This is a genomic window from Enterobacter sp. BIDMC93, from assembly GCF_001037805.1.
Classification (GTDB): domain Bacteria; phylum Pseudomonadota; class Gammaproteobacteria; order Enterobacterales; family Enterobacteriaceae; genus Enterobacter; species Enterobacter hormaechei_C.
On the sequence record NZ_KQ089962.1, the window covers coordinates 1,982,134 to 1,994,015 of the forward strand.

Genomic DNA, 11,882 nt, shown 5'->3' on the forward strand with positions numbered 1-11,882 from the left:
CCATTGAAATGGGAGAACACAATGATAAATGTGGAAATGTTATCCACTGGCGACGAAGTGCTGCATGGGCAAATCATTGATACCAATGCCGCCTGGCTCGCCGATCTCTTCTTTGAGCAAGGATTACCGTTAACGCGCCGCAACACCGTAGGTGACAATCTTGAGTCGCTGGTCAACGTTCTGCGCGAGCGCAGCGAACGCTGCGACGTGCTGATTGTGAACGGCGGGCTGGGACCCACCAGCGACGATCTCAGCGCGCTGGCCGCCGCCACGGCCAAAGGCGAAGGCCTGGTTCTGCACGAGGCGTGGCTGGCACAGATGGAGCGCTTTTTCTCCGGGCGTGGCCGCGTGATGGCCCCCAGCAACCGCAAGCAGGCTGAAATTCCCGCCAGCGCGGAACTGATTGATAACCCGGTCGGCACCGCCTGCGGGTTTGCCGTTCAGCTGAACCGCTGCCTGATGTTCTTCACCCCGGGCGTCCCGTCGGAATTTAAAGTGATGGTCGAGCAGCAGATCCTGCCGCGCCTGCGCGCGCGCTTCACGCTGCCTGAACCGCCGCTGTGCCTGCGTCTGACCACCTTTGGTCGCTCGGAAAGCGATCTGGCCCAGAGCCTCGAACAACTGCAACTGCCTCCCGGCGTGTCGATGGGCTATCGCTCCTCCATGCCGATTATTGAACTGAAGCTGACCGGACCGGCGTCAGAGAAAGCCGCCATGCTGGCGCTGTGGCCGGAAGTGCAGCGCGTCGCCGGGGAAAGCCTGATTTTCGAAGGAACGGAAGGGCTGCCGGCGCAGATCGCAGCGCATTTGCAGTCCCGCCAGTTGAGCGTGACGTTAAGCGAGCAGTTTACCGGTGGGCTTCTGGCGCTTCAGCTTACCCGGGCGGGTGCGCCGCTGCTGGCCAGTGAAGTGGTGCCGTTCCAGCAGGAGACGCTGGCGCAGACCGCGCGCTGGGCGTCCGAGCGCAGAGTGAAGCATTTCGCCGGGCTGGCGCTGTTTGTGGGCGGGCTGGATGAGGAGCACCTCAACTTTGCCCTGGCAACGCCGGAAGGGACGCACGCCCTGCGGGTCAGAATGAGCATTACCCGCCACAGCCTGGCCGTGCGTCAGGAGGTGTGCGCGATGATGGCGCTGAACATGCTGCGCCGCTGGCTGAACGGGAAAGAGGTCGCCAGCGAGCACGGCTGGATCAACGTCGTCGAATCGCTGTTCGTGGAGTGAGAGTGTGCCGGGGCCGTGTCCCCGGCAACGGTTACGCCAGCGCTTTTGCCAGCAAGGTAATGGGATGTTCACAGCGTTTGCTGGTGGACATCTCGATCTGCCACTTGCAAGTTTCGCAGTCCGTCACCACGATATCTGCGCCGCTCTCTTCAATCTGCCGGAACAGCGGCGCGCCAATGGCCTGTGACGTTGGGTAGTTTTCACGCTTGAAGCCGTACGTGCCTGCGATGCCGCAGCAGCGTGAGTCCAGCACCGTCAGCTCCAGCCCGGGGATCAGCCGCAGCAGCTCAAGCGTATAGATCGACCAGCCCATCTTCTCCATATGACATGGCGTGTGATACACCACCTTCAGCGGCAATTTGCCCAGCGGTAACGTCTGACCGCTGTCCAGTTTGCGCCAGAGAAAACGGGTCGCCAGCTCAATGTGCTCGCGCAGGCCGGTGTTATCCACATCCAGCAGATGCGGATATTCATCGCGCAGCGTGAAGGTACAGGTTGAAGACGTCGCCAGTACCGGTATCCCTTTGTCGACGATCGCCTCGCGTAAAGAGGTGACGTTGCTGCTCGCCTGCTTGCGCGCTTTGTCGATGAAGCCGTTGGCAATCAGCGGAACGCCGCAGCACTTTTCTTTGTTCAGCAGCTGAACGCCCGTTCCCATGGCGTTCAGGACTTTCAGCAGGTCTTTTCCCAGCTGCGGATGGTTGTAGTTCACGTAGCAGCCGTGGAAGAAGGCGACCTGCTCAGTGAACTGCGCCTGTTCTGCCGCCACGGATTTAAACCAGCGGCGGAAGGTGCCGTGAGAATATTTCGGCAGACTGCGGTGATGGTCGATTTTGAGCGTCGCATCCAGCAGCCTGCGCACCGGCTTCAGGGCGGTGGCGGCATTGACGACCGGCGCGAAAGGCGTCGAGAGGCTACCCATCAGATCGGTGTGGCTCAGTATCGCGTCACGCAGCGTCGGTTTTTGCGTACTGTAGCGGGCGCGGGCGCGCTGGATGATATCGCCTATTTTCACGTCCGACGGGCAGGCAACTTCGCAGCGTTTGCAGTTGATGCAGTATTTCAGCGCCTCGTCGTAGAGCGCGCCATCCTTCAGGCGCAGACGCTCCCCGTCGGGACCGGCCTGTTTCGGGCCGGGATAGCGCGGATCGACGCCGCTGACCGGGCAAACCGTGGTGCAGACCGTGCATTTGATACAGCTTTCAAATCGGGTGTCGTTCATTGTGCTCCCTCCCTGCGCTGGATAATCTGCTCCGCGACATGCAGCGCAGTGACGGCGCAGACGCCGCCACCGCAGCCCTGCGCCACGGGATCGTACCCGCCCAGAACCGAGCCGATGGCGTAAAGATTTTCAACCGGTTCCCCGCCCAGCCGCGGGCGCAGTTGGCTGTCGACGATCACGCCGAACTGCTGCCAGGGCTGCGGGGTGAAGAAATCGCTTTGATACCAGTCCGCGCGGGAAGCGCTTTGCCGGACGTCCAGACCGAGGATCGCCTCACGCACGCCATCCCGGCTGCTCAGCAGACCGTTACTGAAGAAACTGCCGCTTGCCAGCACCGTAAAGCGTGCGCGAAGCGGGATGTCGCCGTGGTTGCGGGTCCAGATTTCGCTTACCGCGCCCTCAGCCAGGGTGATTTTTTTCACCTCGTCGCCTGCCATCCAGACGCCACCCTGGGCAACAAACTGACGCTGAAGCTGGGTGTGCAGACGAATGCCGGGCACGGAAGGGGGGAGCGTCGGCAGTAAACCGAGCGTACAGGGCAGGCGCGCCGAGAGCCAGCGCCAGAGCCGGTTGTCCGTTAAGCCAAAACAGGCGGGCATAAACAGGGCGTCGCAGGTCTCGCCGAGCGGTTGAAGCGCCGCGTACAGCTGCGGCCAGTAACTTTCATTATCCAGCAGGCGGGCAATGTTCACCGCACGAAACTCGCTGGGGTTTTCGCGCAGCACGTCGAGTTCGGGGAGATCAATCTCCGCCGTATCCACCTGAACACCCTGCTGTCTGAGAGACGCGGCGGCCAGATGCGGCTGGAAATCGAGGAAGCCGCTGATCCCCACCACCCGCACGCGCTCGGCAGCGATGGGGGCGACAGGCACCTCTTCCGGGCTAAGCCAGGCGGCGCGCAGGGTGCCGAGCGGCGTGACGCGCTGATGATTATGCTCGGCGTCACCCTGCATGCGTGCGCCGCAGGTGGTGAGCAGGTGTTCGGTTTCGCAGGCAAAGCGGGCCATATTCTCTGCGCCCGTCAGGCGGTAGGGATGTTCAGGCGGCAGATCGGCGAACGATAGCGCGCCCAGTAAATCCAGCGAGCCGGAAGAGAAGTGCAGGGCACTCTGACCGCGAGTGACAATGGCGCAGCGCAGACCCCGCTGCGTCAGTTTGAGGCCGCACAGCAGGCCCGCCAGTCCCCCACCCACAATCACGGTATCAAATTTCATGGTTGTGCTCCTTCTCCAGACCGCAAAGCCCCTGATAGACCCAGCGGGTAAACTCGCTTTCGCGCAGGGCATCGCCCCAGGCGACGGGCTGAATGCCTTTCCAGCGCTCGTTTAAAAAATCGCTGAGCTGGGCAAGCGACTGGGTTGACGTGGTGGCGTGAAAACGTTGCAGCAGCCCGGCGGCACGGCAGGCGCACAGCTCCCCCTGACAGGTGCCCATCCCGACGCGCGTGCGGCGGCGTAAATCGAGCAGGTTGTTCACCGTCAGATTTTCCACGGCATACTGCACCTCGCCTGCGGTCACGGCTTCGCATTCGCACACCAGGCTGCGGCTGAGTCGCCCTTCACCGAGCCAGGTTGGGGTGCGGTCGCCGTGGCGGTAAATCGCTGAACCGCGAAGCGGGGCAGGGAGTGAAATGATCTTGTGCAGCGTTTTTTCTGTCGATTGCTGCGAGCCGGGCAGAGCCTGTTCCGCCGTCACGCACGGTGCGGTGTTGCCGAGCTTACGGCAGACGGCATCGGTGGCCCACTGGGCCATCAGCCGGTAGGTCATCAGCTTGCCGCCGGTAATGGTGATAAACCCGTCCATGCCGTCGCGTTCGGCGTGATCGAGCAGCACGATGCCGCGGCTGACGTTACGCCCGCTCGGATCGTTATCGCTGGCGACGAGGGGACGCACGCCCGCGTAGGCACGCAGAATACGCGTCTGCGCCATCACCGGGGCCAGCTTTTCCCCTTCGCGCAGCAGGATATCCACCTCTTCAGCGGTGACGCGGTTGTAATCAATTTCGCTGTAGTCCACATGCATTGAGGTCGTGCCGATTAACGAAATGGTGTCCCCCGGCACGAGGATATCGGCGTCAGACGGTTTACGGCAGCGGTTGATGACATGGTTATTGATGCGGTGGTCGAGGATCAGCAGCGAGCCTTTCGCCGGGAACATGCGCACCGACAGGTCCGCGTATTCCGCGATGCGCTGGCCCCAGATCCCCGCCGCGTTGACCACGACGGCGGCATACAGCTCGCGGTGTTCGTTGTACTGCGCATCAAACACGCGCACTCCGCGCACGGTATTACCTTCACGAATAAGCCCGGTGACGTGATGCCCGGTCAGGATCTGGGCGCCATGTTCCCGCGCGTCGAGCATATTGGCGGCGGTCAGGCGGAAAGGATCAACGGTTCCGTCCGGTACTTTTACCGCGCCCAGTAACGCCGGGTTTACCGAGGGTTCAAGACGGCGCGCCTGCGCAGGATCGATCGCCTCGGCCTGAATGCCTGCCGCCGTGCAGGCGGTGATAAAGGTTTGCTGAAAGCCGAGGTCATCTTCTGGAAGGGTGATAAAAAGACCGTTGGTCGGTTCAACGCAGTGGCGGGCGATGCGCCTGAGGATCTGGTTTTCAGCGATACACTCGCGTGCTGACTCAGCGTCAGTGACCGCATAGCGGGCGCCGCTGTGCAACAGACCGTGGTTACGTCCCGTCGCGCCGGTGGCGATATCGTGGCGTTCCAGAAGCGTGACGCTCAATCCCCGCAGGGCGCAGTCGCGTGCGATGCCGGCACCCGTCGCGCCACCGCCAATGATAATCACATCGCTGAAGCGTGGATCGTGAATTGTCATTGCCTTTCCTCTATGTTCGTTTTTTAGCATTTAGCCACATTGATCGTGTGGTTTGTTTGATTTCGAACATAAACGCGCGAAATTCGAAAGTGAAACGTGATTTCATGCGCTTTTTTGCGCATTCTGTCATATTTCTGTAACAATCTGTGCGTTGATTCACAGTAACATTCACCGTGATTTCTTAACATCGCCGCCTCTGTAGCCGGGCGCGAGATGCCCGGTCATTTTTTGAAAGGCCACGGAGGCTGTTATGCTCAGTATCTTTAAACCTGCGCCACATCGGGCGCGACTGCCAGAGGCAGAGATTGATCCTCTCTACCGCCGTCTGCGTTGGCAAATCTTCCTCGGGATCTTCTTCGGGTATGCGGCGTACTATCTGGTACGTAAAAACTTTGCGCTCGCCATGCCGTACCTGGTGGAGCAGGGCTTCTCTCGCGGCGATCTGGGATTTGCGCTGTCGGGGATCTCCATCGCGTACGGTTTTTCGAAGTTCATTATGGGGTCGGTGTCGGATCGTTCGAATCCGCGCGTGTTCCTGCCCGCCGGTCTGATCCTCGCGGCAGCGGTGATGCTGTTCATGGGCTTTGTGCCGTGGGCGACCTCCAGCATTGCCATCATGTTCGTGCTGCTGTTCCTCTGCGGCTGGTTCCAGGGGATGGGATGGCCGCCATGCGGACGCACCATGGTTCACTGGTGGTCACAGAAAGAGCGTGGTGGAATTGTATCTGTGTGGAACTGCGCACATAACGTCGGGGGCGGGCTTCCGCCGCTGCTGTTCCTGCTGGGGATGGCCTGGTTCAACGACTGGCATGCCGCGCTCTATATGCCAGCCTTTGGCGCCATTCTGGTGGCGATTATCGCCTTCGCTCTGATGCGCGACACCCCACAGTCCTGCGGCCTGCCGCCGATTGAAGAGTACAAAAACGACTACCCGGATGATTACAGCGAGAAGCACGAAGAAGAGCTGACGGCAAAGCAGATCTTCATGAAGTACGTGCTGCCGAACAAGCTGCTGTGGTACATCGCGGTGGCAAACGTATTTGTCTACCTGCTGCGCTACGGCATCCTCGACTGGTCGCCAACCTACCTGAAAGAGGTGAAGCACTTCGCGCTGGATAAATCCTCCTGGGCCTATTTCCTGTATGAATACGCGGGCATTCCCGGCACGCTGATCTGCGGCTGGATGTCGGACAAAGTGTTTAAGGGCAACCGTGGGGCGACGGGCGTGTTCTTTATGACGCTGGTCACCATCGCGACGGTCGTTTACTGGCTTAACCCGCCGGGGAATCCGGGTGTGGATATGGCCTGTATGATCGTCATCGGCTTCCTGATTTATGGTCCGGTTATGCTGATTGGTCTGCATGCCCTGGAGCTGGCGCCGAAGAAAGCGGCAGGCACGGCGGCAGGCTTTACCGGTCTGTTTGGCTACCTCGGCGGTTCAGTGGCGGCAAGTGCCATCGTCGGTTACACCGTCGACTTCTTCGGCTGGGACGGCGGCTTTATGGTGATGATTGGCGGCAGCGTGCTGGCTGTTCTGCTGTTGGTTGTTGTGATGATTGGTGAAAAACGTCACCACGCCGAAGTGCTGGCGCGTCGTCAATAAGGAGCATTGCGATGAAATTAACTCAGTTAGCGACAGGTCTGCTGCTGGCGGGCCTGATGACAAGCTCCGCGCTGGCGGCGGATAAGATCGTGATCGCCCACCGTGGCGCCAGCGGTTATCTGCCGGAGCATACGCTGCCGGCAAAAGCGATGGCCTATGCCCAGGGCGCGGATTATCTGGAGCAGGATCTGGTGATGACGAAGGACGACCAGCTGGTCGTTCTGCATGACCACTATCTTGACCGCGTGACGGACGTGGCGGAACGTTTCCCGGATCGCGCCCGTAAAGATGGTCGCTACTACGCCATCGACTTCACGCTGGCGGAGATCCGCTCGCTGAAGTTTACCGAGGGCTTCGAGATTGAAAACGGTAAGAAGGTACAGGTCTATCCGGGACGTTTCCCGATGGGCAAGTCTGACTTCCGTATTCACACCTTCGAAGAGGAGATCGAGTTTGTTCAGGGGCTGAACCACTCGACAGGAAAAAATATCGGTATCTACCCGGAAATCAAAGCGCCGTGGTTCCACCATCAGGAAGGGAAGGACATTGCCGCGAAGACGCTGGAGGTACTGAAAAAGTATGGCTACACCAGCAAGCAGGATAAGGTTTTCCTGCAATGTTTCGACGCCGCGGAACTGAAGCGCATCAAAACCGAGCTGGAGCCGAAAATGGGGATGGATCTCAATCTGGTGCAGCTGATTGCGTATACCGACTGGAATGAAACCCAGGAAAAACAGCCGGACGGGAAGTGGGTGAACTACAGCTACGACTGGATGTTTAAGCCGGGCGCGATGAAGCAGATTGCGCAGTACGCCGACGGCATCGGGCCGGATTACCACATGCTGGTGGCGGAAGGCTCAACGCCGGGTCACGTGAAGCTGACGGCGATGGTGAAAGAGGCGCATGCGAGCAAGATGCAGGTGCATCCGTATACCGTACGCGCAGACCAGCTGCCGGAGTATGCGACGGACGTGAATCAGCTTTACGACGTGCTGTATAACCAGGCGGATGTGGACGGGTTGTTTACGGATTTCCCGGATAAAGCGGTGAGCTTTTTGAAGGATAAACGCTGAAATTGCCGGGTGGCGGCTGCGCCTTACCCGGCCTACGAACTGCGGTTTTGTAGGTCGGGTCAGCGAAGCGCCACCCGACATAATTACATCTCGATCTCAATATCGCCTTTTGCCCGGCAGCAGCAGGGCAAAATCTCCCCTTCACTGATAAAGGCCAGCGGTTCGGTCAGCCAGTCTACCTGGCCTGCGACCAGACGGCAGCGGCAGGAGCCGCAGTAGCCTTCACGACACTGGTACTCTACTTCTACCTGATGCGCTTCAAGCGCCACCAGCAGAGAAGGGTGCTCTTCCTGGCACAACACCTCTGTACCAGAAAGGCTCAGCGTTACGCGGCTCATCAGAGCTGGAAATCGCTCAGGTCGTCGGTGTTGACTTCAGAATCAATCTGACCGACCAGATAAGAACTCACTTCCACTTCCTGCGGCGCAACCTGCACGTTATCGGACACCAGCCAGGTGTTGATCCACGGAATCGGGTTAGAGCGCGTCTGGAATGGCAGATCGAGACCCACAGCCTGCATGCGGATGTTAGTGATGTACTCCACGTACTGGCACAGAATGTCTTTGTTCAGGCCAATCATGGAGCCGTCGCGGAACAGGTAGTCTGCCCACTCTTTCTCCTGCTGGGCGGCCAGCACGAACAGATCGTAGCATTCCTGCTTGCACTCTTCGGCAATCGCAGCCATTTCCGGGTCGTCCGCGCCGCTGCGCAGCAGGTTCAGCATGTGCTGAGTCCCGGTCAGATGCAGGGCTTCGTCACGGGCGATCAGGCGGATGATTTTGGCGTTGCCTTCCATCAGCTTGCGCTCGGCAAAGGCGAAGGAGCAGGCGAAGCTCACGTAGAAGCGGATCGCTTCCAGCGCGTTAACGCTCATCAGGCACAGGTACAGCTGCTTTTTCAGGGCCCGCAGGTTTACGGTAATGGTTTTGCCGTTCACGTTATGCGTGCCTTCGCCCAGCAGATGCCAGTAGCTGGTCATCTCGATCAGCTCGTCGTAGTAGTGCGCAATGCCTTCCGCGCGCTTCTGGATCTGCTCGTTGGTGACAATATCGTCAAACACCACCGCCGGATCGTTCACGATGTTGCGGATGATGTGGGTGTAAGAGCGGGAGTGGATCGTCTCGGAGAACGCCCAGGTTTCTACCCAGGTTTCCAGCTCAGGAATCGAGATCAGCGGCAGCAGCGCCACGTTCGGGCTACGGCCCTGAATGGAGTCCAGCAGCGTCTGGTACTTCAGATTGCTGATGAAGATATGTTTTTCGTGTTCCGGCAGCGACTGGTAATCAATACGGTCGCGGGAGACGTCCACTTCTTCCGGACGCCAGAAGAAGGAGAGTTGCTTTTCAATCAGCTTTTCGAAGATGTCATATTTTTGCTGATCGTAGCGTGCCACGTTGACCGGCTGGCCGAAGAACATCGGCTCTTTGAGCTGGTCGTTTTTCGTCTGTGAAAAGGTGGTATATGCCATGAGTGTGTCCTGTCTTACGAAATAAAGGCGGGGATATCCCCGCCCTTCATTAGATCTTACATGCGCCGCTTTCGCAGCCATCGTCCTGAATTGACGGTACCAGGTCGTCCTGCGCGTCTTCCGCACCATCACGGGTGTTGTGATAGTACAGCGTTTTCACGCCAAATTTATAGGCGGTCAGCAGGTCTTTCAACAGCTGCTGCATCGGCACCTTGCCAGACGGGAAGCGCGTCGGGTCGTAGTTGGTGTTGGCAGAGATCGACTGGTCGATAAACTTCTGCATGATGCCCACCAGCTGCAGGTAGCCGTCGTTGTTTGGCATTTCCCACAGCAGCTCGTAGTTGTTACCCAGCGTTTCGTAATCCGGCACCACCTGACGCAGCACGCCGTCTTTCGACGCTTTGATGCTGACGTGACCGCGCGGTGGCTCAATACCGTTGGTGGCGTTGGAGATCTGCGAAGAGGTCTCGGACGGCATCAGGGCAGAGAGCGTGGAGTTACGCAGGCCGTGCGTCTTGATGGACTCGCGCAGGCCTTCCCAGTCGAGATGCAGCGGCTCGCTGACGATCGCATCCAGGTCTTTCTTGTAGGTGTCGATCGGCAGAATGCCTTTTGCGTAGGTGGTTTCGTTGAACCACGGGCACGCGCCTTGCTCTTTCGCCAGCTCGTTAGAGGCTTTCATCAGATAGTACTGAATCGCTTCGAACGTCTGGTGCGTCAGGTTGTTCGCGCTGCCGTCGGAGTAACGCTTGCCGTTTTTCGCCAGCCAGTAGGCGAAGTTGATCACGCCGATACCCAGGGTACGACGACCCATCGCCCCGCGTTTAGCGGCCGGGATTGGGTAATCCTGGTAGTCCAGCAGGGCATCCAGCGCGCGAACCGCCAGCACGGCCAGTTCTTCCAGCTCGTCCAGGCTCTTAATCGCACCCAGGTTGAACGCGGACAGGGTACACAGCGCAATTTCACCGTTTTCGTCGTTCACGTCTTCCAGCGGTTTGGTCGGCAGGGCGATCTCCAGGCACAGGTTAGACTGGCGCACTGGCGCAACCACCGGATCAAACGGGCTGTGGGTGTTGCAGTGGTCAACGTTCTGAATGTAGATACGGCCAGTAGAGGCACGTTCCTGCATCATCAGGGAGAACAGATCGACCGCTTTCACGCGCTGCTTGCGGATGCTGTCGTCTTTTTCATATTTGGTGTACAGACGCTCGAACTCGTCCTGATCGGCGAAGAACGCGTCGTACAGACCCGGGACGTCGGACGGGCTGAACAGGGTGATGTCTTCCCCTTTCAGCAGACGGGTGTACATCAGCTTGTTGATCTGCACGCCGTAGTCCATGTGACGCACGCGGTTGCCTTCCACGCCGCGGTTGTTTTTCAGAACCAGCAGGCTTTCCACTTCCAGGTGCCACATCGGGTAGAACAGGGTCGCTGCACCACCACGCACGCCGCCCTGAGAGCAGGATTTTACTGCCGTCTGGAAGTGCTTGTAGAACGGAATACAGCCGGTGTGGAACGCTTCACCGCCGCGGATCGGGCTGCCCAGCGCACGGATACGGCCGGCGTTGATGCCGATACCGGCACGCTGGGAGACGTATTTCACGATGGCGCTGGAGGTCGCGTTGATAGAATCCAGGCTGTCACCACACTCGATCAGTACGCAGGAGCTGAACTGACGGGTAGGGGTACGCACGCCAGACATGATTGGCGTAGGCAGAGAAATCTTGAACGTAGAGACCGCATCGTAGAAACGCTTCACGTAGTCCAGACGGGTTTCACGCGGGTAATTAGAGAACAGGCAGGCGGCCACCAGAATATAGAGGAACTGGGCGCTCTCGTAGATTTCGCCCGTCACACGGTTCTGAACCAGGTATTTGCCTTCGAGCTGCTTCACCGCCGCGTAGGAGAAGTTCATGTCGCGCCAGTGATCGATAAACCCGTTCATCTGCTCGAACTCTTCTTCCGTATAGTCTTCCAGCAGATGCGTGTCGTATTTGCCCAGCTCGACCATTTTCACTACGTGATCGTAAAGCTTCGGCGGCTCGAACTGGCCGTAGGCTTTTTTACGCAGGTGGAAAATCGCCAGACGCGCAGCGAGGTACTGATAATCCGGTGCGTCGCGGGAGATCAGATCTGCCGCGGCTTTGATAATGGTTTCGTGGATATCAGACGTTTTGATGCCGTCGTAGAACTGAATGTGAGAACGCAGTTCAACCTGGGAGATAGATACGTTGTTCAGTCCTTCTGCTGCCCAGTCGAGAACTCGATGGATTTTGTCCAGATTGATACGCTCGGTGGTACCGTCGCGCTTTGTCACCAGCAGACTCTGATTCATGTGGGTTTTTACCTGTCCGTGAAATAAAAAAATATCCCCCGCTTATCCACAGAACCGTCTTGTGACTAACTCTGTGGATAAATACTACATATAGGGGTTTTGCGATAAGAAGAACGCTATATGGTGAG

Annotated in this window: 9 protein-coding genes; 3 read left to right on the forward strand and 6 right to left on the reverse strand. The window is 58.7% G+C overall.

Features of this window, described 5'->3' with window-relative positions; translation table 11 throughout:
- The first annotated feature begins 21 nt into the window (after nucleotides 1-21).
- A complete protein-coding gene (locus SK58_RS09440) occupies nucleotides 22-1,221 on the forward strand; it encodes a nicotinamide mononucleotide deamidase-related protein YfaY (RefSeq protein ID WP_015572282.1) in 1,200 nt (399 codons plus the stop codon).
- 31 nt (nucleotides 1,222-1,252) lie between these two features.
- Here the strand turns inward: SK58_RS09440 and glpC are convergent, their stop codons facing one another.
- From glpC to glpA, 3 genes are read right to left on the reverse strand one after another with little or no spacing between them, the layout of a single operon-like run.
- Nucleotides 1,253-2,443, reverse strand: a complete 1,191-nt coding sequence (glpC, locus tag SK58_RS09445) for an anaerobic glycerol-3-phosphate dehydrogenase subunit GlpC (protein WP_015572283.1) — start codon at nucleotides 2,441-2,443, stop codon at nucleotides 1,253-1,255.
- Nucleotides 2,440-3,657 (reverse strand): glycerol-3-phosphate dehydrogenase subunit GlpB, encoded by a 1,218-nt coding sequence (gene glpB, locus SK58_RS09450; protein ID WP_015572284.1) that lies wholly within the window; start codon nucleotides 3,655-3,657, stop codon nucleotides 2,440-2,442. The genes glpC and glpB overlap by 4 nt, the downstream gene beginning before the upstream one ends.
- Entirely contained in the window at nucleotides 3,647-5,275 is a 1,629-nt protein-coding gene (glpA, locus tag SK58_RS09455; protein WP_015572285.1) for an anaerobic glycerol-3-phosphate dehydrogenase subunit A, read from the reverse strand. Before glpA ends, glpB begins: the two co-directional genes overlap by 11 nt.
- A gap of 250 nt (nucleotides 5,276-5,525) precedes the next feature.
- Here glpA and glpT point away from each other — a divergent pair, with 250 nt between their 5' ends.
- Nucleotides 5,526-6,878: a glycerol-3-phosphate transporter gene (glpT, locus tag SK58_RS09460; RefSeq protein WP_003859423.1), complete on the forward strand. Its 1,353-nt coding sequence runs from the start codon at nucleotides 5,526-5,528 to the stop codon at nucleotides 6,876-6,878.
- Nucleotides 6,879-6,889: 11 nt separating this feature from the next.
- The gene (gene glpQ, locus SK58_RS09465) at nucleotides 6,890-7,951 is read left to right on the forward strand and encodes a glycerophosphodiester phosphodiesterase (RefSeq protein ID WP_047719282.1); all 1,062 of its coding nucleotides are present in this window, start codon (nucleotides 6,890-6,892) and stop codon (nucleotides 7,949-7,951) included.
- Nucleotides 7,952-8,034: 83 nt separating this feature from the next.
- Here glpQ and yfaE read toward each other — a convergent pair whose 3' ends face one another.
- The 3 genes from yfaE to nrdA are packed head-to-tail and all read right to left on the reverse strand — an operon-like array spanning nucleotide 8,035 to nucleotide 11,754.
- Nucleotides 8,035-8,289, reverse strand: coding sequence for a class I ribonucleotide reductase maintenance protein YfaE (yfaE, locus tag SK58_RS09470; RefSeq protein WP_003859419.1), 255 nt, complete (start codon nucleotides 8,287-8,289; stop codon nucleotides 8,035-8,037).
- Entirely contained in the window at nucleotides 8,289-9,419 is a 1,131-nt protein-coding gene (gene nrdB / locus SK58_RS09475) for a class Ia ribonucleoside-diphosphate reductase subunit beta (RefSeq protein ID WP_048219745.1), read from the reverse strand. Before nrdB ends, yfaE begins: the two co-directional genes overlap by 1 nt.
- 49 nt (nucleotides 9,420-9,468) lie before the next feature.
- On the reverse strand, nucleotides 9,469-11,754 hold the full coding sequence (gene nrdA, locus SK58_RS09480; protein WP_045341046.1) for a class 1a ribonucleoside-diphosphate reductase subunit alpha: 2,286 nt from the start codon (nucleotides 11,752-11,754) through the stop codon (nucleotides 9,469-9,471).
- Nucleotides 11,755-11,882: the final 128 nt, after the last annotated feature.